We start from the raw sequence: 21,729 nt of genomic DNA on the forward strand, positions 1-21,729 counted from the left end.
CCAATAAGCAAACGCCCCTAACTGTCCCCAAAGCAGCGAAGAGACACTTATGAACCAGCAGCAGCTCCTCGAACAATACGGCCCGCGAGAGTCCATGGAGTATGACGTCGTGATCGTCGGCGGTGGCCCCGCCGGCCTGGCGACAGCGATTCGCATCAAGCAACTGGCCGCCGAGACAGGCAAGGACGTGTCCGTCGTCGTGCTGGAAAAGGGTTCCGAGCCCGGTGCCCACATTCTGTCGGGCGCGGTGATGGACCCGCGCGCGATCACCGAACTGCTTCCCAACTGGAAGGCCGACGGCGCCCCGCTCAATCAGCCGGTCACTGGCGACGACGTGCTCTTCCTGAGCGAAACCGATGCGAAGCGCACGCCAGACTGGCTCGTGCCGCGCAATTTCCACAACGACGGCTGCTACGTCATCTCGCTGTCGAACGTGGTGAAGTGGATGGCCACGCAGGCCGAAGCGCTGGGCGTGGAAATTTTCCCGGGCTTTGCTGCAGCCGAAGTACTGTATGACGACAAGGGGGCCGTGCGCGGCGTGGCCACCGGCAACATGGGCATCGGCAAGGACGGCGAGCCTACCGAGAATTTCCAGCTCGGCATGGAATTGCTCGGCAAGTACACCATCTTCGCGGAAGGCGCGCGCGGCCATCTGGGCCGCCAGTTGCTGGAGAAATTCAAGCTCAACGCCGGGAAGGATCCGCAGACCTTCGCCATCGGCATCAAGGAACTCTGGGAAATCGATCCGGCCAAGGCCAAGCCCGGCCTCGTGGTCCACACCGCCGGTTGGCCGATGGAAGACGACACCTTCGGCGGCGGCTTCCTGTATCACCTGGAAGACAACAAGGTCACGCTTGGCTTCGTGATCGGGCTGGACTACAAGAACCCTTGGATGAGCCCGTTCGAAGAGATGCAGCGCTGGAAGGCCCACCCCGCCATCCGCACGCACATCGAAGGCGGGAAGCGCATCGGCTACGGTGCACGCGCCATCAACAACGGCACGCCGCAGGCGCTGCCGAAAACGGTGTTCCCAGGCGGTGCGCTGGTCGGTTGCGATGCTGGCTACCTGAACGCCGCGCGCATCAAGGGCAGCCACGCGGCCATCAAGAGCGGCATGCTTTGCGGCGACGCGGTGTTCGAAGCTGTGACGGCCGGCCGTTCCGCTGACGAGCTGACCGCCTACCCCGCCGCCTTCGAACAGAGCTGGCTGAAGGAAGAGCTGGACCAGTCGCGCAACTTCAAGCTGTGGTTCAAGAAGAGCCCGACCCTGGGCAAGATCATGACCGGCATCGAACAGTGGCTGCTGCCCAAGATTGGCGTCAGCAACCCGCCCTGGACGCTGCACGGCACGAAGTCGGATAACCAGTCGCTCAAGCCGGCATCGGAATGCCCGAAGATCGAGTATCCGAAGCCGGACGGCAAGATCACGTTCGATCGCCTGTCGTCGGTGTTCATCTCGAACACGAACCACGAAGAGAACCAGCCGGCCCACCTAACGCTGAAAGATCCGACCGTTCCGACACGCATCAACCTGACGCAGTTTGCCGGCCCCGAGCAGCGCTACTGCCCGGCCGGCGTGTACGAATTCGTCAAGAACGACGAAGGCACCGAACGCCTGCAGATCAACGCGCAGAACTGCGTGCACTGCAAGACCTGCGACATCAAGGACCCGACGCAGAACATCGTGTGGGTCACGCCGGAAGGCGGTGGCGGGCCAAACTACGTCGGCATGTAAGTGCCGGGCAGTCGCCCAACAAAAAAGACGGCTTGAAGCCGTCTTTTTTGTTGCCTGCGCGAATCAATTCAGGACGCTTTTGCCGCGATGGCCGGCGTCTCGACCGACACGTCGCCGCATTGCGCACGATGGCGCAGCGCGTGGTCAATCAGCACGATTGCCAGCAGCGCCTCGGCGATCGGCGTGGCACGGATGCCAACGCACGGGTCATGACGGCCGAACGTCTCGACCACAGCCGGATCACCCGCCTTGTCGATCGAACGGCGCGGCGTGCGAATGCTCGACGTCGGCTTGATTGCCAGCGACACGGAAATATCCTGCCCCGTCGATATCCCACCCAGGATGCCACCGGCGTTGTTGCCGACGAAGCCTTCCGGCGTCAACTCATCGCCATGCTCGGAACCGCGCTGGCTGACCGCGTGGAAGCCCGCGCCGATTTCAACGCCCTTCACCGCGTTCAGCCCCATCATCGCGTGTGCGATATCGGCATCCAGGCGATCGAACAGCGGCTCGCCCCAGCCGACGGGCACGCCCGTGGCAACCACCTCAATGCGCGCGCCGACGGAATCGCCGTCTTTGCGCAGTGCATCCATGTAGGTTTCCAGTTCGGGAACGACCTCAGCGTTTGGCGCGAAGAACGGGTTGTTCGGCACCTCATTCCAGTCCATGAACGGGATCTGGATATCGCCCAGTTGCGACATGAAGCCGTGGATTTCGATGCCGAACTTCTCGCGCAGCCATTTCTTGGCGACTGCACCTGCGGCCACCGTCGGCGCAGTCAGGCGTGCGGAAGAACGGCCGCCGCCACGCGGGTCGCGGATGCCATATTTGTGCCAGTACGTGTAATCGGCATGACCGGGACGGAATGTCTCGGCGATGTTGCTGTAATCCTTGCTGCGCTGGTCGGTATTGCGGATCAGCAGGCAGATCGGGGTGCCAGTGGTCTTGCCTTCGTACACGCCTGAGAGGATCTCGACGAGGTCCTCCTCCTTGCGCTGCGTCACGTGGCGCGAGGTGCCGGGCTTGCGCCGATCCAGATCGGGCTGGATGTCTTCTGCAGACAGCGTCATGCCGGGCGGGCAGCCGTCGATGACAGCGCCGATGGCCGGGCCATGCGACTCGCCGAAGGTGGTGACGGAAAACAGCAGGCCCAGGGTATTGCCAGACATGATCGTGCTCAGGAAAGCGCCGCGACTGCCGCGGCGCGAAACATCAGGAAAACGCTATTGTAAGGCCGATCTATCGGCCCTTTGGTCAGCCGCCGATACCGAGCAGTTCGACCTCGAAGTTCAGCGTCGAATTGGGCGGAATGGTGCCGGGAACGCCGCGCTCGCCGTAAGCGCTGGCCGCCGGGCACGTCAGCTTCGCCTTACCGCCCACCTGCATTTTCTGCACGCCTTCGGTCCAGCAGGGAATCACGCGATTCAGCGGGAACGAGATCGGCTGGCCGCGCTTGTAGGAGCTGTCGAATTTGGTACCGTTGGTGAGTGTGCCGCGGTAGTGCACCTTGACCGTGTCGCTGGCCTTGGGCGACGGGCCGGTGCCTTTGGTCAGCGTCTGGACGATCACACCGGAAGGCAGCGTCTCGGATGCGGGCGATGCGGCTTGCGTGCTAACGGCAGCCAGGGCAAGCAATGAAGCAAACAGCAGCGGGGAAACGTGGTTCATGGCTGGTAACGGGAGAGTTGGAGGTCAGAAAAAATACATGAAGGCCGATTGCAGGCCGCCCGGCAGTGTATCGAAGTCCGTAGGCCCGCCACGCGCTAGAGCCGCTCGCCGCGCAACGCCAGCACGGCGGCCTGCATCGCTTCCGGCGACACGGCATGTGCCGGCACAGGCGTGCCGATGCACAACTCAAGCTTGTTGAGAAAACCGCGACGGAACGGGCGCGACATCGCCGCCCCGCCCTTGCGCGAGAAAAAGCTGCCCCAAAGGCCGCGCAGCGCCATCGGCACCACCGGTACGGGCGTGCGTTCGATGATGCGCCGCATGCCGTCTTTGAACGGGTTCATCTCGCCCGTGGCGGTGATCTTGCCTTCGGGGAAGATGCAAACCACCTCGCCTTCCGCCAGCGCGGCGGCAATGGTGTCGTAGGCGCGGCTGAGCATCTCCGGGTCTTCGTGCATCGGCGCAATCGGAATCGCCTTGACCGTGCGGAAGAACCACGACAGCACCGGCACCTTGAAGATGCGGTGATCCATCACAAAACGCACGTGGCGGCGCACGAACGCGCCCACCACCACGGCATCGACGAAGCTTACGTGGTTGCAGACCAGCAGGCATGGACCTTCATCGGGAATCTGCTCCGAGCCCTCCACCTTCACGCGGTAAACGGTATGGATCAGCAGCCACATCACGAACCGGATCAGGAATTCCGGCACCAGCGTGTAGATGTAGATCGCCACCACGGCGTTGAGGATGCCGGTAACCAGAAATAACTGCGGGATCGTGAACCCGGCACGCATGAGCACCATCGCCAGCACGGCAGAAGCGATCATGAACAGCGCGTTGAGGATGTTGTTGGCGGCAATGATGCGCGCACGATGCGTCGGTTCGCAGCGGCTCTGGATCAGCGCGTACAAGGGCACGCTGTAGAAGCCGCCGAACATCGCCAGCAGGAACAGATCGGCCAGCACGCGCCAATGGCGATGGTTCTGCAGGAACCCGGAAATGCCCGTCAGCACGTCGTGCGCGACCAATGCCTCGGCATGCGAAGCAAAGTACAGGTCCACCGCGAAGACCGTCATGCCGATCGAGCCAAACGGCACCAGGCCGATCTCCACCGTGCGGCCCGAGAGCTTTTCGCACAGCACCGAGCCCAAGCCGATGCCGACCGAAAACACGGCCAGCAGCAGCGTCACGACATTCTGGTCGCCGCCGAGCACGTTGCGCGCGAAGGCAAAAAACGACGTCAGGAACGTCGCGCCCACGAACCAGAGCCACGAGATACCCAGCAGGCTGAGAAACACCGCGCGCTGGTTGCTCGCCAGCTTCAGGTTGCGCCAGGTCTCGGAGATCGGGTTCCAATTGATGCGCAGGTCCGGCTGCGACGCCGGCGAGACGGGCACACCGCGCGCGGTCAGCCACCCGGCCACGGCAATGACAATGCACGCAATACCAGTAAAAAGCGGGCCGATCAGCTCGCCGTTGCGGGTGTAATTGGCCAGTTCGCCGCCGCCAATGGTGCCGATCAGGATGGCGACAAAGGTGCCCATTTCCACCAGCCCGTTGCCGCCCACCAATTCAGCTGATTGCAGATGCTGGGGCAGATATGCGTACTTCACGGGCCCAAACAGCGTCGAGTGCACGCCCATCAAGAACGTGCAGAGGTACAGCAGTTCAACGTGGCGCAGCGCGAAACCTGCACAGCCGATCACCATGATGGCGATTTCCAATGTCTTCACCAGACGGATCAGGCGCGCCTTGTCCATGCGGTCGGCAATCTGCCCGCTGGTGGCAGACAGCAGCACAAACGGCGCGATGAAGATCGCTGAAATCAGGAACGCTGCGGACGCCGGGTCCGCATTGCCGAACAGCGCAGCGTGGTACGTGACCAACGAGGAAAACGCCACCTTGAAAACGTTGTCGTTCATTGCGCCCAGGAACTGGGTCCAGAAGAACGGTGCAAAACGACGCTGCTTCAGCAGGGAAAACTGGCTCGATTGGCTCATCGGCAGGAGGCTATTGGTTCAACAAAAAACCCGCTCGCAACGGCGGGCGGGTTTCAGGAATGCGGTGAAGAGATCGCGTAGATCAGTCTTCGTTGGCCTTTTCTTCCGGCCAGTCACGAATGTACGCCTTGAGCATCTTGTTTTCGAAACTTTGGTCTTCGAGCACCGCTTTGGCGACGTCGTAGAACGAGATCACGCCCATCAACGTGCGGCTGTCGAGCACCGGCAGGTAGCGCACATGGTGCTCCAGCATGATACGGCGTACTTCGTTGACTTCGGTTTCAGGCGTGCACGTGACAGGATGATCGTCCATCACCTTACGGATGGTGGTGCCGTCGCCCACGGAACCGTGGTTTTTGGCGACCACCTTGATGATTTCCCGGAAGGTCAGCATGCCGACCAGTTCGCCGTACTCCATGACCACGAGCGAGCCGATGTCTTTTTCCGCCATCGTCTGCACGGCCACCTGGAGCTTGGTTTCAGGTGCCACGGTGTAGAGCGTGTTGCCCTTCACGTGGAGGATATCGCTGACTTTCATATTGCGTCTCCCAGAGTTCGGGGTGCCGGTCTGCCGGGGAGCGACCGCGCGCGGGTTGTGGTTATGTTTATGTTTCGATCCTAGCCCAAACCCGATCGCTTCGACAAGCATGCAGCGCAGAAAAAACCTGTCAAAAACGACGCCCGCTCGGCGTTTGCCCGGAATGCGCTGCAACAGGGAGCAGTGCTAGCATGCCCCGTCCAAACCTGTTCCCGCGCCCTCTCCGGGTGCTTGAATCCATGTCCAAAGCCCGCTTCGACACGCTGGCCCTGCATGCCGGCGCCGCGCCCGACCCGGCTACCGGCGCGCGCGCCACGCCGATTCACCTGAGCACGTCCTTTGTGTTCCGCGACAGCGAACATGCGGCGTCATTGTTCAATATGGAACGCGCGGGCCACGTGTATTCGCGCATCTCCAACCCTACCGTCGCCGTATTCGAGGAGCGCATGGCCGCGCTGGAAAACGGCGTAGGCGCCATCGCCACGGCTTCGGGCCAGGCGGCGCTGCATCTGGCCATCGTCACGCTGATGGGCGCCGGCTCGCATATCGTCGCGTCTTCGGCGCTGTATGGCGGCTCGCACAACTTGCTGCACTACACGCTGCGCCGCTTCGGTATCGAGACAACCTTCGTCAAGCCCGGCGACATCGACGGCTGGTGCTCTGCCATCCGCCCGAACACCCGGCTGCTGTTTGGCGAGACGCTCGGTAACCCCGGGCTGGATGTGCTCGACATCCCGACCATTGCATCGATTGCGCATGATGCGGGCGTGCCCCTGCTGGTCGACTCGACCTTCACCACGCCTTGGCTGCTGCAGCCGTTCGCGCATGGCGCAGATCTCGTCTATCACTCGGCCACCAAGTTCCTGGGCGGGCATGGCACGACCATCGGCGGCGTGCTTGTCGACGGGGGCACATTCGACTACGTCGCCGCCGGTAAGCACCCCGAACTGACCGAGCCGTACGCTGGCTTCCACGACATGGTGTTTGCAGAGGAAAGCACCGTCGCACCGTTCCTGCTGCGCGCGCGCCGCGAAGGCCTGCGCGACTTCGGTGCGTGCATGAACCCGATGGCCGCGTGGCAACTGCTGCAAGGCATCGAGACCCTGCCGCTACGCATGGCCCGACATGTGGACAACGCCCGCCGCATCGTCGCCTTCCTGGCAAGTCATCCGATGGTGGCATCGGTCGCCTACCCGGAGCTTGAATCGCACCCCGATCACGCGCTAGCCAAGCGCCTGCTGCCGCGGGGCTGCGGTGCAGTGTTCAGTTTTGATCTGCGCGGCGACCGGCGTGCCGGCCAGCAGTTCATCGAATCGCTCGGCCTGTTCTCGCACCTTGCCAACGTGGGCGATGCGCGCTCGCTGGTCATCCACCCCGCATCGACGACGCACTTCCGTATGGACGCCGACGCGCTGGCCGCGGCCGGCATCAGCGAAGGCACGATCCGCCTGTCCATCGGGCTGGAAGACGCAGACGACCTGATCGACGATCTCAAGCGCGGCCTGAAAGCCGCAGAGCGCGCGATGTCCGCCGCGCCCGGCAAAGCGGACGCCAACGCAACGGGAGCCCGCTGATGGAATGGACCGTACAGGGCGAGCGCGCCTACGCCTACACCGGCGGCAAGCCGTTCAACGCAGAACTGCCGTGCGTCGTATTTATGCATGGCGCGCAGAACGATCATTCCGTCTGGGGCCTGCAGACGCGCTGGTTTGCGCACCACGGTTTCAGTGTTCTGGCGGTGGACCTGCCGGGGCACGGCCGCAGCGGCGGCGCACCGCTTGAGACCGTGGAAGCCATGGCTGACTGGGTGATGGCGCTGGTGCACGCGGCCGGCGTCACGCAGCCGGTGATCGTGGTCGGCCACAGCATGGGTTCGCTGATCGCGCTCGAGTGTGCGTCACGGTACGCAGATCGTGTACGCCGCATCGCACTGGTGGCAACGGCTTGGCCGATGAAGGTGTCGGATGCGTTGCTGGATGCCGCGCTCAACAACACGGCGAGTGCCATTGAAATGGTGAATACGTGGTCGCATTCGAGCCTCGCCAACAAGCCCTCGTCGCCCGGGCCGGGCTTCTGGATGCATGGCGGCAGTCAGCGGCTGATGGAACGGGTGGCGCGCGGTACCGAGGCGCCCGTGTTTCACACAGATTTCGCGGCCTGCAACGCCTATGCGCGCGGCGCCGAAGCGATGGCGTCCGTGAAGTGCCCATCACTCGTGATCGTGGGCGAAAAAGACCAGATGACGCCAGCGAAAGCTGGACGTCACGTGGCAGCCGGATTGGCCGGCAGCCGTGTCGTGGGGCTGCCGGGCGGGCACGCGATCATGGGAGAATGCCCCGACGGCACACTCGACGCGCTGATCGCCTTTGCGCGTGAACGAGACGCAGTCGCCGCATAGGACGCCTCCTGGAGACGCATCATGGCCACCACCGACAGCCATAGCTTCGGCAGCTTCGCCGAGTTCTATCCGTACTACCTGAGCGAGCACCAGGACCGCACCTGCCGGCGCCTTCACTTTGCCGGCTCGACGGTGGCGCTGGTATGCCTGATCCTGCTGGTTTTGACTGGCAACCTGTGGTGGCTGCTGGGGGCGGCCGTGAGCGGTTACGCGTTCGCGTGGGTCGGACACTTCGGGTTCGAGAAGAACCGGCCCGCTACGTTTCGGCATCCGTTCTATAGCCTGATGGGTGACTGGGTGATGTACCGCGACATCTGGACGGGCAAGATCCCGTTCTGAGACGTCAGACGCTGGCGTTGGCAGCTGCGGGCATCGCAGAAGCCGGTGCCGGTGCCGCAGCGGCCTGCGTGGCCGCCACCACGCCGCGTTCACCCGTCGCGAAAATGCTCTCCAACGTGGCGTCGAGCGCCGGATTCTGCAATTGGCTGACCAGCGCGTGCGTGTCTCCCAAATGGCGAGCCAGCGCGGTGCGCGGCAAACGTGGCAGATTCAGCACGAGCTTTTCATAGAGCGGACGCAAGGTGGTCGTGTGCGCATCGCATAGCAGCGCCCAGTGGGCCTCCCCGCGATCCTGCTGCAGTTTGCCGATGAGGTGCAGCGCTTTAAGCTTCGTCAGCAGGTCGACCAGGTAATCGGCTTCCAACTGCAGACGCCGGCCAATATCGCGCTCGGCAACCGTACGCGGCGCCTGTTCTCGCGCGCGATACAGCAGCAACAGAACACCCAGCGCATCAAAGAACTCGCTGCCCGGAAATGTGCGCCGCTGCCAGTAGCCCTGCCGGATGATCGGCAGCGTCGAGGCGATGGTCGCACCGAGCAGCGTCACCAGCCAGCTCACATAGATCCACGTCAGGAAGATCGGCAGCGTGGCAAACGCGCCGTAGACGGCCGTGTAGGTGGGGATATGCGCGACGTAAGCGCCAAAGACGCGTTTGGCGATTTCAAATGCCCCGGCGGCAATCAGGCCGGCAATGAACGCATCGCGCCGTTGCACGTTGGTATTCGGCACGAATACGTAGAGCATCGCAAATGCAATCGCCGACAGCAGGATCGGGACTAGGCTGACGATCACGCCCAGACCAAACGGCAGCTTGTGCACATAGCCCGCCGAAATCGACACGAGATACGAACTGACCGACAGGCTTGCGCCAATCAGCACGGGCGCGAATGTCATCAGTGCCCAGAACACCAGAACGCGCTGCGCCAGCGGCCGACGATGACGCACGCGCCAGATGGCGTTCAATGCGTTCTCGACGGTGAGCAATGTCATTACCGACGTCACGACCAGGCCGATCAGGCCCGCTGCCGTAAGCCCCTTGGCGTTGCTGGAAAACTGGTTGAGATACGTCAGGATCGGCCGACTGATGCTGCCGGGCACGAGGTTGCTGAACATGTAGCCTTCGATGTCCGCCCGGAAGCTCTTGAACATCGGGAAGGCCGTGAACAGCGCAAACGCCACCGTCAGAATCGGAACCAGCGACAGCACCGTCGTGAAGGTCAGACTACCAGCCACTTGCGGCAGGTGGTCTTCACCAGCGCGGCGCAAGGCATAACGCGCCAGCGCACGCAGCTTGGCGGCATTCCATTTGCGAAGCGCACGGGTGTGAAAAAGCATGAAAAATGAGGCGGGAGGCGGGGTTGGGGGGCGCAACTATAATACCGCGACGCTCTCAACGCTTTGTTATGAAAGATATCCTGGTCCTGTACTACAGCCGTCACGGCAGCACGCGCGCATTGGCCGAAGCCATCGCGCAAGGCATTGAAAGCATCGACGGCGCTCAGGCGCGTGTGCGCACGGTGCCTGCCGTCTCCACCGTGTGCGAAGCTACGCAGCCCGACGTGCCCGACAGCGGCCCACCGTATGTGGAAATCAGCGACCTGGAGGAATGCGTGGGCCTGGCTTTGGGCTCCCCCACGCGCTTTGGCAACATGGCTGCGCCACTCAAGTACTTCCTGGATGGCACCACGCCGCAATGGCTGGCGGGCGCCCTTGCCGGCAAGCCGGCCTGCGTGTTCACCTCCACGGGCAGCATGCATGGCGGGCAGGAAACGACCCTGCTTTCGATGATGCTGCCGCTGCTGCACCACGGCATGGTCGTCCTGGGCCTGCCGTATCAGCACAGCGAACTGCTCTCCACCGAGGCGGGTGGCACGCCATACGGGCCGTCGCACGTGGCGCACCGCGGCGATACCGCACCGCTGACCGCCCACGAACGCACGCTCGCCACCGCCATGGGCCGGCGGCTGGCACAGACTGCGCTGAAGCTCGCCGCATGAACCCCACCGACAACGCCGTCACCGAATCCCGAACACTGGCTCTGCTGAGTGCAGGCAGCCTCATCGCATTGATCGTCCTGTGTGCCGCGTGGGAGCTGTGGCTCGCGCCCGTGCGCCCGGGCGGCTCGTGGCTGGCGCTCAAGGCGCTGCTGCTGGCATGGCCGCTACCTGGCGTGCTGCGCAAGAACCGCTACACGATGCAATGGGCGTCGATGTTCATCCTGCTGTTCTTTACCGAAGGCATCGTGCGGGCAACATCGGACGTTGGGCTTTCGCGCTCGCTGGCCTGGGGCGAGGTAGCCCTCAGCGTGGTGTTCTTCACGGCAACCATCTTCTATCTGCGCCCGTTCAAGCGTGCAGCCAAAGCCCGCCCCAGCCAAAGCACCTGACCCGCCATGACTCACGATGCCTTCCTGCAAGCCTGCGTTGATGCGATCGGTGCCAGGCATGTCCTCACTGCACCTGAAGACCAGACGCCTTATCTTACGGACTGGCGCAAGCGCTTTTCGGGCCGCGCACGCGCAGTGTTGCGCCCGGGGAGCGCAGACGAGGTGGCGGCGCTCGTGCGCCTATGCGGCGAACACGGCGTGCCCATCGTCCCGCAAGGCGGCAACACCGGCCTGTGCGGCGGCGCCACGCCCGACATGAAAGGCGACGCGGTGGTGATCTCGTTGCAGCGCATGCAGCGCGTGCGCGCCGTCGACCCGATCAACAACACCATCACCGTGGATGCCGGCTGCATCCTGGCCAACGTGCAGCAGGCCGCCGCGGATGCCGACCGCCTCTTCCCGCTGAGTCTGGCTGCAGAAGGCAGTTGCACAATCGGCGGCAATCTTGCGACCAATGCTGGCGGCACCGCGGTCCTTCGCTACGGCAACGCACGCGAATTGTGCCTCGGCATCGAAGCGGTGCTGCCCAACGGCGAACTGTGGAACGGCCTGCGCGGCCTTCGCAAGGACAACACCGGCTACGACCTGCGTGACCTGCTGATCGGCGCGGAAGGCACGCTCGGCATCATCACCGGGGCGATGCTGAAACTGTTTCCGCCGCCTCGCGCCAAGGTGACGGCACTGGCGGCGCTGCAATCGCCGCGGCAGGCGTTGGTATTTCTATCGCTGGCGCAGGGCCACGCAGGCACGTTGCTGACGGGCTTCGAGCTGATGTCGGCGTTTTGCCTGGAACTGGTGCGCAAGCATTACCCGCAGTTGCGCGTGCCGTTCACGCAGGCGTATCCGCAATTCGTGCTGTTGGAATTGTCCGACCTGGAGAGCGAAGAGCACGCGCGCACGCTGTTCGAATCGCTGATGGAAGACGCGCTCGCTCGCGGCGTGATCGACAATGCGGCGGTGGCGGAATCAGTGGCCCAGTCGCGCGACTTCTGGAACCTGCGCGAGCACATTCCGCTGGCGCAGGCCGATGAAGGCAAGAACATCAAGCACGATATTGGCGTGCCCATTTCGCGCATTGCCGACTTCATTGACGTGACCGACCGCGCCCTGGCCGCGGCCTACCCCGACATCCGCATGGTGACGTTCGGCCATCTTGGCGATGGCAACCTGCACTACAACGTGTCGCCGCCGGAAGGCCATGCGCACGATGCTTTCCTGGCCAACCAGGACGGCATCAACCGCATCGTGCACGACAGCGTGCATGCGCACGGCGGCTCCATCTCAGCCGAACACGGCATCGGCCAGCTCAAGCGCGACGACAACGCGCGCTACAAGAGCCCCGTTGAAATGGCGGCCATGCGCGCGATCAAGCAGGCGCTGGACCCGCGCGGCCTGATGAATCCGGGGAAGGTGTTGTAGGGCGATCCGGCCTTGCTTCAGCCGAATAGCTTGAACGTGTAGTTCGCCACCGCGAAGAGGACCGTGGCGGCCAGCAGCCACAGCAGCATGCGCGGTACGCCGCTGGGCGGCAGACGATGCTCGTTGGCGTTGGAACGATCGCCGATACGCCCGCTCTGGGCGCTACGGATGTAAGTGGTGCGTGACGACCCTGCCGGGCGTCGTGCATGACGCGTGCTCATTGTTTCCTCCCTGCCCCATGGCTAGCGCCTCGCCCGGCCCCCTGCAGCCATGGCGAAACACAGCAGCCTCATGGATCGCTCCATGGCTGCCCAAACAAGACTCCCTGATTTCCCGTCTGGTCGGAACCGAAAAGGCTTCGTCACGCCCGTTTGGCGTGCGTAGGCACGATGTTCCGCGTCATTGCGCAGAATTTCGAATGGAACGCTATTGTTGTGTGGCACTACCCGACGCCACGAAATGTATCAAAAATCCCCCCAATTGGGGGGTACGCATTTTGGGTATGTGTCCTTTCGGATGATGCGCAGGAACGACGCTTGCGGAACAGGTCAGGGCAAACCCGGAATTCGACTCACATACGGAGGCAGCCCATGCCAGCTTCGCCTGATCTGACCAAGCGCGCCCACATCACGCCGCCGCAACCGGCCGAACAGCCACCGCACCCGCCGCCGGAAATGCCGCCCCCCGACGAACCGGCGCATGACCCAGTGCACGACCCCGAACCCCAAACGTCCCCAATCGAACTGCCCCCCGGCGAGCTACCGCCGGAAATCCCGCCCCAGCATTAGCGCGGCGCAACATCCCATCTGTTAGAATCGCGGCCTCCCAGGCAACCGGAGGCCGCGCGTTTTTGGTATGCCTGGGCAGCCTGCACCTCTGCATTTCTGCCCATAGCTCAGTTGGATAGAGCATCGGCCTTCTAAGCCGACGGTCGGGGGTTCGAATCCCTCTGGGCAGGCCAGCAAAAACAAAGGGTTGCGAACATTTTTCCAGCAACCCTTTTTCGCGTAGGCCATGCGTGTAGGCATCTTGTAGGCATTTTGCATGGATACAATGCCATGCCTATCCATCTGTGCGCAGACATACCAAACCTCGTTGCCCCCCCGGCGCCGTGACATTAAACGACGCACCTGAGAACACGAGGAAGACACCCATTCACGACCGAGGCCGTTTCCCCTCCCTCAGATTGGAGCTCGTATCCAAAGCCCGGTCCTCGTGCACTTCTCGGGACATGAAAGACTCAGACAAGTAAAGCCTCATGCTCAAGGCCCGCGACGTAATGCTGCATGAGGCCGACGACGCGTCGCACGTACCTTCAGGCTCGGGCTTTTTGTAGAAGGCGGTGACCCGGGCAGCCAGTGCGTGCGTTTTCTCCTTCACGACGTCGAGGTAGTGGGTGTTGTGCCCAAAGCTCAGATAGAAACCAGCCACCAGCCACAAGAAGATCATCAACACCAGCGCGTGGGCCAGCAGACGCAGCAGGCGAAAGCGGAACTCCCAACGCAGGTTCGGGCGCACCAGGTGTGCCTCGGGGAAGACGCCTCGCTTGAAGAGGTCCTGCAAGAAGTAGCTGTCGGAGGTTGCCGTGGCGTTGGCATCTTGTTCCTCGTCGAGCGCCTTGGCGTCCAGCACCTGCAACGTCACTGTGTCGTCGGCGGCATTGACCGATGCACCGGTCTGCGCCGCACTGGTGAAATGCACGCCTCGCAGCATCGCGTTGTGTTGCGTGTTGTCGTAGCGGGAGTTTTCAAAGATCTGGTCAACCAGATCGGCCAGCGGGTTGGTCAGGGCATCGAACTCTTCGGCCAGGCCCAGCAGTGCTTTCTTGCGGCCAGCGTCGAACTCTTCGTTGAAGCGATCGGTCTCGCCGGCGATGAGACGTGCTTCCAACGCGGCCATCTCGGTGCGGCATAGTGCGCCGATGGCGTGGGCGGTCTCGCCACGCTTGGGGCGATGCGCCGCCGGTAGGCCAAAGCCCCACGACTGCGCCCGCCCCTCGCTTCCCAGGTATTGGAAGTACTGGGCAAAGCCAGGCAACAGGTCGAGCTTGGTTACCACGACATAGATCGGGAACTGGATGCCCAGCTCTTGGCGCAACTCGATCAGACGGTGGCGGATCTTGAGCGCTTCGTCGGCACGTTCCTGTGCGGTCTGGCGGACCAGATCCGCCACGCTGACGGTGACCACCGCGCCGTTGATGGGCGCGCGGCCTCGATACTTGCGCAGCAGATCGAGGAAGCGGCCCCACTCGGCTTTGACAGCCGCGGGCTTGCGGTCTTGGCTGGTGTAGTTGCCGACTGGGTCGATCAGCACGGCTTCATTGCTGAAACGCCAGACGGGTGCCTTGCGGTCTTCCTCCGCGCGACCGGGCGAACCGGCGCCGCTTGCCAGCGGGAAGCGCAGGCCGGCATTGCTCAGTACGCTGGTCTTGCCGGTGCCGGCAATACCCAGGGTCAGGAACCACGGCAGTTCGTACAGATAGCGTCGCCCCTCGAACAGCCGACCCAGGCCGCTGCGGGTGCGCAGTGCCTTCAACTGGCGAATGGCGGCATCCACGCTACTGGTGACGGCTTTGACATCAGACTCGGGGGCCACCTCTTCTTCGTCGTCGGTCTTGGCATCCAGCCATTTCCGGACCACGCCACCTGAACGAATACTGCGCCAGAGCAACGCAAACAGGTAGACAACCGACACGAGAACGATGACGGCAATGAGCAGGAGACGGGGTGTTGTATCTTGCAGCGGACGGTGTGCGTTCAAGGCCAGCAACGGGCCAGCGTGCCAGATCAGCAGGCACAGGGCCGTCGCTGCCAGAAAGAACACGGGCCACCCGCAGACCACAAAGACATAGAGCGCCAGCAGCAAGGCAATCACCGCCACGCGTACGCCGACACCCGCCAGGGGCACGATGCCATCAAAGCTCAGCAGCGGGCCAATCCACCAGACGGCCGCCGCGACCAGCAGGATCGCCAGCAGGAGCAGCATCTGCCAGCTAAAGAGCGCGTTGCGCAGTCGTTTCAAGAATTCCATACCTAGATCCAATTACTGCGTGACGTCGATCTGCACGCGGCGGTTCGCTGCCCGGCCATTCCAAGTCGAGTTATCGGCCACGGGTTCGGTGTCGCCCTTGCCCACGGCTTCGAGCCGGCCCTGTGCCACGCCACGCGAGGCGAGGTATTCAGAGACGTGCACGGCACGCTCTTCCGAGAGCACCTGGTTGGAAGGGAACTTAGCCGTCTTGATGGGCTGGTTGTCACTGTGGCCGGTGACGGTTACCTTGCCGGGTACCTTGGTGATTTCCGAGGCGATCTTGTCCAGCAGGGGCTGGACCTTGGCGTTCACGTCCGCGCGACCGCCGGCAAACATGTCGTCGCCACGGAAGGTGACGGCGCTGTGGGTGGCATCTTCCTCCACCTTGACCTGGCCACGAGCGATTTCGTCCTTGAGCAGTTCGGCCAGACGCAGGACCACCTTTGGCGGTGGCGGCGGCGTGATCTGCCCGATGGCCTGGATCTGTTGTTCCAGATCGTGCGTGCGCAGCGAGAGCTGGTACTTGTACCAGCCAAACAAGCCGAAGGCGGCCATGCCCAGCACGGTGGCGCTGAACCAGATCGGGACGGTGCGAATCATGGAGAAGCGCCCTGCCGGTGTCACGGGCAGATTCGGGGACAGTTCCCTGGGCACGGCGCCGCGATGCTTGCGGATCAGGGTATGCAGGCTCTGCCGAATCGCCAGGTGTTGCCGCTCGCCCTCAGCGGGGCCACGATAGCGGCCCTGGAAATCGAGCGAGAGCAGGTAGTAGATCAGCTCGATGACGTCGATGTGCTCTTCAGGGCTGTTGACCAGCCGGCCGAGCACTTGGAAGACCTTGGTGCCGCCGTCAGTGCCGCCATGGTGTTTGACGAGCAGGCTGTCCTTCGCCCAGGAACCATTGCTGCCCCATGGTGTGCCTAAAGCCGCTTCATCCAAGGCGGTGCACAGGCTGTAGTGTGCGGCAAGGGTATGCTCGGACCGAATGCCCACCCGTTCGCAGACGGTCTGGAAGTCGTGCAGCTCTTGTTCAAGCACGTCTTTCAGAAGCGCGGCCTGATCGACGCGCAGTGTGCTCGGCATATCCGCCAGGGCGCGCAGCAAGGGCCGCGCGGCGGACAGTACCGGGTTGACTGCCTGCTTGGCTTTCTCGACACGTTGCTCGATCGGCTTGCGCTTGATCTGTCGTGGTTCGTTGGCAGCTCGGGTGGAGGCAGAGCGTACCGGCTCGGGGCTAGGCTGCGCTGCTGGCTCTTGCATCAGATTGCTAGTCGCTGCGCCTGCTGATGATGGTCCCATTAACGCACCCCCCACAGTTCAAGCCGCAGCTCGGGGAAGTTCCCTGCCACATGCAAGGCCAAGCCGCCGTAGCGCTGGACTTGCGCCCACAGAGGATGGTCTTGCGGCAGTTCGAAATAGACCTGGCCCGCATTGAACGGAATCTGGCGCGGCGGTACGGGCATCGCCTGCAGCGGGATGCCGGGCAGGTGCGAACGGATGAGTTCGGCCAGCCGCTCGGCCGGGCCGACCTTGGCTTGCGCGGGGAACTGCTGCTGCAGCACGTCACTGGGCAGTTGTGCGCCCACGGCCAGCACGAAGGTGTTGAACCGCTCGAACTCGGCCGGGTCCAGCACCGCCAGACGGATGCCGTGTTGCTGGTCGCGCAATTCGATGCGCTGGGCGCCGCGCTCCAGTACCACGTTGAGCAGGAAGCGCAGGTCATCCACCACCGGCTTGATGCAGGTGTGGGGCTCGTCGTGCCGGTACCGGCCTGAAGGACATGCTCAAGGAGCAGGCCGCTATGGGCCTGCCCGCGCCCAGCTACCTGGCCTACGACGCCGCCCATGCCAAGGAGCGCATGCAGGACTACTGGGTCAAGCTGCACAAGAAGCCCGACACCGGCAAGACCGTGCGCGGCCTGCGTGTTGATGAGGGCATGATCGTCGGCGAAACCACCTTCTCGCTGGATGCGGCCTGGCGGCTGGTCTTCGATAAGGTGGCCCGTGCCGCCGAAGCCAAAAGCATGGAAGACAATCCCACCGGCAAGCTCCCCCAAGTGGTGCTCAAGGCTGGTGATGAAACCGTGGGCTTCTACGATCTGCAAGAAGCGCTGGCGTTCCTGGCCGAGCACCCCAACAAGCTGGTGTGGGTGTGGAACCTGGATGCCCCCAACTACCCCATGGGCCAGCAGACCAACGAAAACACCGCCATCCTGATCCTGGGCCACCCCAGCGCCAACTGGGGTTACACGCCCTTGGCCTCCATCTACACACCGCAGCACCATGAAGGTGGCATCGACGCCCGTGCACCCAACCCCGGCGGCGCCTGGAGCCCGATGATGCAGGCGCTCCAGGCGCAAGCCCCAGACAACCATCCAGTCGAGCGTCTGTACCACGACGTACACAAGCACAGCGCCAACATCAACACCCTCATGCGGCCCGTGCACGCTGCCGTGCACCAGCAATGGCCGGACCTGGATCAAGTTGGCAACTTCTATAGCGTGTCCCAAGTGATGGAAGGCCCGGCGCGCGCGGCCAGCTTTGCGGTCAACGCCGCGTTTGCCGCGGCCTATGCCAACCAGAGCGGCAAGAGCGCCGTCGTCACCAGCGTGGTCGATGCCAAAGATAGCTGGGCCGTGCTGATTGGCCCGCCGCCGGGCTGGCAGCCCTCGCCACCGGTCAGGCGGTGGGATCGCGCACGGGGCGAGGGGCGGGCCTATTGGCCGTGGTTTGGGGAGCCTGTTGAGAAAAAATAACTCATATGTCTGAACATCGCCCTCCCATCCGCCCCAACGCACAACTGCTGCCGACACTCTTTGACCGGTTGCGCGACGCTGCACCACAGCGGCAAACGGAAGCCGCCAACGAATACACGGTCACGCGCACGCAGATGCGCGAGATCCTCCAGCGCGATCTGACGTACCTGCTCAACACCACGAATCGCGAAGACGAGATCGATCGGACACGCTACCCAGAGGCGGCAAGTTCCACCATCAACTATGGGGTACCGCCGGTGGCCGGCAGCTATCTGTCGGAACACAAGTGGACCGACATCGTCAAGATCGTGCGCCGCGCGATTCTGGATTTCGAGCCACGGCTGATTCCTGGCTCGCTGGAAGTCAAGCCGTTGCTCAAGGAAGACGCGCCAACTCGCTACAACGTGCTGCTGTTCGAGATCAGCGGGCTGATCCACATGGACCCGTACCCGATGGCCTTTACCGCGCAGAGCTCGCTCGATCTGGAAACTGGCCACATGAACGTTCGCTCACTTCACGCCCACTGAGACCATGGACCCGCAACTGCTGGATTACTACAACCGGGAACTGGTCTACATGCGAGAGCTGGCCGGTGAATTCGCCCGGCAGCACCCGAAGGTGGCCAAGCGCCTTGGCATGCACGGCATCGAGGTGGCGGACCCATATGTGGAACGCCTGATCGAGGCGTTCTGCCTGTTGTCGGCACGCACCCAGATCAAGCTGGATGCGGAGTTCCCGCGCTTCACGCAACGGTTGCTGGAGGTGGTCTACCCGAACTACGTAGCGCCGACGCCGGCCATTGCGGTGGCGCAGTTCCACCCTAGCCGCACCGAAGGCGATCTGGTGCGCGGGGTTCCGATACCGCGGGACACGGCTTTGCTCGCAAAGGCACCACCTGGCGAATCCACCGAGTGTGAATTCCGCACCACCCAACCGCTGACATTGTGGCCAATCGAGATTGCGGAAGCGCGACTCACCGGCATTCCACCGGACATTCAGGGCTTGGAGCGCTACGTGCCGGCTCAGGTGAGCGTCCAAGGCGCACTGCGCCTGCGGTTACGGCTCACACACGATGTCAAGTTCAGCCAGTTGGCCGGTCTGGATCGCCTGCCCATCTACCTGAGTGGCAATGATCAGATTGCCTCGCACTTGTTCGAGCTGCTACACAGCGCAGGCTGCGCGACACTCATTGGCAAGCCTGGCGCTATGGGTGAACGTCCATCCGCCGTCATGGACAACGCCGTCAGCCATGTCGGCATGGCGCCAGATGAGAGCGCGCTTCCATTGGCCTGGAACAAGTTCCACGGACACAACCTCGTGCATGAGTACTTTGCGTGCCCGCAGCGCTTTTACTTCTTTGGGCTCAATGGGCTTGCGCGCGGGCTCTCCAAGAATGATGGCCGCGAAGCGGAGATTGTGGTGCTGCTCTCCAAAGCGCCGAGTGTTCTGGCCAGCCAGGTCGATGCCAGCCAGTTCGCGCTGTTCTGCACACCGGTCATCAACCTCTTCCCGATGCGAACCGATCGGATGGAGGTGAGCCCGGGCCGTACGGAATTTCACCTGGTGGCCGACCGGAGGCGCCCGCTTGATTTCGAGGTGTTCTCGGTACAGAAGCTCTCGGGCCAAGTGAACGAGCACAGTACGCCGATCGACTTCCGGCCGCTGTTTGCCACGCTCAACAGCGATGAGGGCAACCATGGCCGGTACTTCTCTGCGCGACGGGAGCCGCGGCTGTTCTCGGATCAGGCACGCAAGTACGGCACCCGCACGGCCTATACGGGCACGGAGGTGTTTCTCTCGCTGGTGGACCAGAACGAAGCGCCCTACCCGAACGACCTGCGTTATCTGTCGGTCGAGGCAATGGTGACCAATCGGGATTTGCCGAATCTGGTGCCGCGCAATGGATTCAGTGATCTGAGCTCACCCGCTTCGATTCCGGTGGAAGGGGTTGGGTTGATCCGTCCGCCATCGGCACCACATGCACCGTTTGCTGAAGGGGAGATGGCCTGGCGGCTGATACGCCAGTTGGGCTTCAACTACCTGTCGCTGATGGATCTCGACCATCGACAGGGTGGCCAGGGGCTGCGCGACATGCTTCGGCTGTTTGTGTCGGCCAGCGATACCGCCCAGCAGCGGCAGATCGAGAGCCTGATCGGTTCCAAGCTCAAGCCCGTCACACGGCGCATGCCGGGGGCGGGTCCGATTCTGTACGGCCGTGGCGTGCAGTGTCACTTGACGGTGGATGAGGCCGGCTTCTCTGGCGTCAGTCCGTACCTGTTTGGCGTGGTGCTGGAACACTTCTTGGCTCGCCATGTGTCGGTCAACGCTTTCACGGAAACCGAGCTGCACGCGATGGAACGCGGTCTGATTCACCGATGGTCGCCCCGTATGGGTGGCCGCAATGTCATTTAGCTATGTTCCACGGTCGAGATGATCTTGGGCCTCCGCCCGCGCCCACGCGGCACACCCACCGTCACTATGCTGATCTGCAGCCCTGGAAGCTGAGCTTTCTTGGGCTGTTGCGGGGGTTGTCTGCGCGCCATGCCACGCTGCCCCGGGTTGGCCGCGCACCCCGCCCGCAGGCGGAGCCCTTCCGCATCGGGCAAGTGGCTTCACTCACCTTTGCGCCACGCGAGATTGCGAAGCTGGAGCAGCGCGCCGATCGTCTGCGTATCCAATTGTTCGGCTTGGGCATGTTGGGCCCCAATGGCGCGCTACCGATCCACCTGACGGAAATCGTTCGGGAACGCACCGAAGCGCACCATGACAACACCACAGCCGCGTTTCTGGATATCTTCCACCATCGGTCGCTAACGCAGTTCTATCAGGCTTGGGCGGGTTCACAGGCTGCCGCTGGACTCGACCGGCGTGACGAGGAGGTCTTTTCGCGCTACATCGGCTGGCTGGCGGGGGCCGAGGCCGATGAAATTTCCGGCAGCGCGCTGCCGCCACATGCACGGCTGGCTGCTAGTGCCCATCACGTGCGCGAATCGCGTAGCCCAGACGGCATCGTGGCGGCCCTATCGCACTTCTTTGGGGTGCCGGTGCAGTTACAGGAGTTTGTGCTGCATTGGATCGCCGTGGATGCTGCCGAGTGCAGCCACCTGGCCCGCCCAGGCGCGGCCAGCGTGATGGGGCAAGGCGCCTTGCTCGGCGAGGCGGTGCCCGATCGCCAGCACAAGTTCCGGCTCATCATCGGGCCGCTCGATCTGCAGCAGTACCTGAACTTCACCCCGAAGGGGCGTGATCTGCCGGTGCTGGTGGAGTGGGTGCGCAGCTTTGTCAGCTTTGAGTTTGAGTGGGAAGTCGAGTTGCAGGTGCAACCGCATTCCGCGCCGCCGGCGGTGCTGGGCGCCGAGGAGCGGCTGGGCTGGTCGACCTGGCTTGGTCAACCGGACAGTAGCCGTGCCATTACAGGCATGGTTTTCCAACCTGAACACTATGTTGCTCAATAAGC

The 21,729-nt window shown here is 63.1% G+C and carries 19 protein-coding genes, 1 tRNA gene and 2 pseudogenes; 13 read left to right on the plus strand and 9 right to left on the minus strand.

The annotated features are described in order from the left end of the window. Positions 1-49 precede the first annotated feature (49 nt). The gene (locus tag RP6297_RS08185) at positions 50-1,735 is read left to right on the plus strand and encodes an electron transfer flavoprotein-ubiquinone oxidoreductase (protein ID WP_009240849.1); all 1,686 of its coding nucleotides are present in this window, start codon (positions 50-52) and stop codon (positions 1,733-1,735) included. A gap of 68 nt (positions 1,736-1,803) precedes the next feature. Here the strand turns inward: RP6297_RS08185 and aroC are convergent, their stop codons facing one another. The 4 genes from aroC to RP6297_RS08205 form a co-directional block, all read right to left on the minus strand. Next, positions 1,804-2,904: a chorismate synthase gene (aroC, locus tag RP6297_RS08190; RefSeq protein ID WP_009240850.1), complete on the minus strand. Its 1,101-nt coding sequence runs from the start codon at positions 2,902-2,904 to the stop codon at positions 1,804-1,806. An 85-nt stretch (positions 2,905-2,989) separates the two neighbouring features. Continuing rightward, the gene (locus RP6297_RS08195; protein ID WP_009240851.1) at positions 2,990-3,403 is read right to left on the minus strand and encodes an FKBP-type peptidyl-prolyl cis-trans isomerase; all 414 of its coding nucleotides are present in this window, start codon (positions 3,401-3,403) and stop codon (positions 2,990-2,992) included. A 95-nt stretch (positions 3,404-3,498) separates the two neighbouring features. Continuing rightward, complete coding sequence (locus tag RP6297_RS08200) at positions 3,499-5,406, minus strand: MFS transporter (RefSeq protein WP_009240852.1); 1,908 nt, start codon at positions 5,404-5,406, stop codon at positions 3,499-3,501. Between the two features lie 82 nt (positions 5,407-5,488). After that, positions 5,489-5,944: a CBS domain-containing protein gene (locus RP6297_RS08205; RefSeq protein WP_009240853.1), complete on the minus strand. Its 456-nt coding sequence runs from the start codon at positions 5,942-5,944 to the stop codon at positions 5,489-5,491. A gap of 239 nt (positions 5,945-6,183) precedes the next feature. On the opposite strand from RP6297_RS08205, the gene RP6297_RS08210 reads away from it, so the two are divergent. The 3 genes from RP6297_RS08210 to RP6297_RS08220 are packed head-to-tail and all read left to right on the plus strand — an operon-like array spanning position 6,184 to position 8,681. Further along, the gene (locus RP6297_RS08210) at positions 6,184-7,518 is read left to right on the plus strand and encodes an O-acetylhomoserine aminocarboxypropyltransferase (protein ID WP_009277585.1); all 1,335 of its coding nucleotides are present in this window, start codon (positions 6,184-6,186) and stop codon (positions 7,516-7,518) included. After that, positions 7,518-8,342: an alpha/beta fold hydrolase gene (locus RP6297_RS08215; protein WP_009240855.1), complete on the plus strand. Its 825-nt coding sequence runs from the start codon at positions 7,518-7,520 to the stop codon at positions 8,340-8,342. The genes RP6297_RS08210 and RP6297_RS08215 overlap by 1 nt, the downstream gene beginning before the upstream one ends. A gap of 21 nt (positions 8,343-8,363) precedes the next feature. Then, on the plus strand, positions 8,364-8,681 hold the full coding sequence (locus tag RP6297_RS08220; RefSeq protein WP_009240856.1) for an Mpo1-like protein: 318 nt from the start codon (positions 8,364-8,366) through the stop codon (positions 8,679-8,681). A 4-nt stretch (positions 8,682-8,685) separates the two neighbouring features. Here the strand turns inward: RP6297_RS08220 and RP6297_RS08225 are convergent, their stop codons facing one another. Beyond that, positions 8,686-10,017: a YihY family inner membrane protein gene (locus tag RP6297_RS08225; RefSeq protein ID WP_009240857.1), complete on the minus strand. Its 1,332-nt coding sequence runs from the start codon at positions 10,015-10,017 to the stop codon at positions 8,686-8,688. Positions 10,018-10,085: 68 nt separating this feature from the next. Here RP6297_RS08225 and wrbA point away from each other — a divergent pair, with 68 nt between their 5' ends. Genes wrbA through RP6297_RS08240 form a run of 3 tightly spaced genes read left to right on the plus strand, consistent with a single transcriptional unit; the run spans position 10,086 to position 12,487 of the window. Next, positions 10,086-10,679 (plus strand): NAD(P)H:quinone oxidoreductase, encoded by a 594-nt coding sequence (wrbA, locus tag RP6297_RS08230; protein WP_009240858.1) that lies wholly within the window; start codon positions 10,086-10,088, stop codon positions 10,677-10,679. Further along, positions 10,676-11,068 (plus strand): DUF2069 domain-containing protein, encoded by a 393-nt coding sequence (locus tag RP6297_RS08235; RefSeq protein ID WP_009240859.1) that lies wholly within the window; start codon positions 10,676-10,678, stop codon positions 11,066-11,068. The genes wrbA and RP6297_RS08235 overlap by 4 nt, the downstream gene beginning before the upstream one ends. A 6-nt stretch (positions 11,069-11,074) precedes the next feature. Further along, a complete protein-coding gene (locus tag RP6297_RS08240) occupies positions 11,075-12,487 on the plus strand; it encodes an FAD-binding oxidoreductase (protein WP_009240860.1) in 1,413 nt (470 codons plus the stop codon). A gap of 17 nt (positions 12,488-12,504) precedes the next feature. Here RP6297_RS08240 and RP6297_RS08245 read toward each other — a convergent pair whose 3' ends face one another. Further along, on the minus strand, positions 12,505-12,708 hold the full coding sequence (locus tag RP6297_RS08245; protein WP_009240861.1) for a hypothetical protein: 204 nt from the start codon (positions 12,706-12,708) through the stop codon (positions 12,505-12,507). A 369-nt stretch (positions 12,709-13,077) separates the two neighbouring features. Here RP6297_RS08245 and RP6297_RS08250 point away from each other — a divergent pair, with 369 nt between their 5' ends. Next, complete coding sequence (locus RP6297_RS08250) at positions 13,078-13,275, plus strand: hypothetical protein (protein ID WP_009240862.1); 198 nt, start codon at positions 13,078-13,080, stop codon at positions 13,273-13,275. Positions 13,276-13,371: 96 nt separating this feature from the next. Further along, positions 13,372-13,448, plus strand: a tRNA-Arg gene (locus RP6297_RS08255). A 194-nt stretch (positions 13,449-13,642) separates the two neighbouring features. On the opposite strand, the gene tssM is transcribed toward RP6297_RS08255, so the two are convergent. From tssM to tssK, 3 genes and pseudogenes are all read right to left on the minus strand, one after another. Continuing rightward, on the minus strand, positions 13,643-15,517 hold the full coding sequence (gene tssM, locus RP6297_RS08260; RefSeq protein WP_009240863.1) for a type VI secretion system membrane subunit TssM: 1,875 nt from the start codon (positions 15,515-15,517) through the stop codon (positions 13,643-13,645). Between the two features lie 12 nt (positions 15,518-15,529). After that, positions 15,530-16,777, minus strand: coding sequence for a type VI secretion system protein TssL, long form (gene tssL / locus RP6297_RS08265; RefSeq protein WP_009240864.1), 1,248 nt, complete (start codon positions 16,775-16,777; stop codon positions 15,530-15,532). A gap of 38 nt (positions 16,778-16,815) precedes the next feature. After that, positions 16,816-17,283, minus strand: a pseudogene (tssK, locus tag RP6297_RS08270) (type VI secretion system baseplate subunit TssK); the annotation flags it as partial. On the opposite strand from tssK, the pseudogene RP6297_RS08275 reads away from it, so the two are divergent. The 4 genes and pseudogenes from RP6297_RS08275 to tssG form a co-directional block, all read left to right on the plus strand. Beyond that, positions 17,283-18,272 (plus strand): annotated as a pseudogene (locus tag RP6297_RS08275) (hypothetical protein); the annotation flags it as partial. The pseudogenes tssK and RP6297_RS08275 sit on opposite strands and share 1 nt — an antisense overlap. Positions 18,273-18,277: 5 nt before the next feature. Then, positions 18,278-18,799, plus strand: a complete 522-nt coding sequence (gene tssE / locus RP6297_RS08280) for a type VI secretion system baseplate subunit TssE (RefSeq protein ID WP_009240867.1) — start codon at positions 18,278-18,280, stop codon at positions 18,797-18,799. 4 nt (positions 18,800-18,803) lie between these two features. Further along, the gene (gene tssF / locus RP6297_RS08285; RefSeq protein ID WP_009240868.1) at positions 18,804-20,684 is read left to right on the plus strand and encodes a type VI secretion system baseplate subunit TssF; all 1,881 of its coding nucleotides are present in this window, start codon (positions 18,804-18,806) and stop codon (positions 20,682-20,684) included. Positions 20,685-20,686: 2 nt separating this feature from the next. Continuing rightward, a complete protein-coding gene (tssG, locus tag RP6297_RS08290; RefSeq protein ID WP_009240869.1) occupies positions 20,687-21,727 on the plus strand; it encodes a type VI secretion system baseplate subunit TssG in 1,041 nt (346 codons plus the stop codon). The last annotated feature ends 2 nt before the right edge of the window (positions 21,728-21,729 follow it).

The organism is Ralstonia pickettii (genome assembly GCF_016466415.2).
GTDB classification, from domain to species: domain Bacteria; phylum Pseudomonadota; class Gammaproteobacteria; order Burkholderiales; family Burkholderiaceae; genus Ralstonia; species Ralstonia pickettii.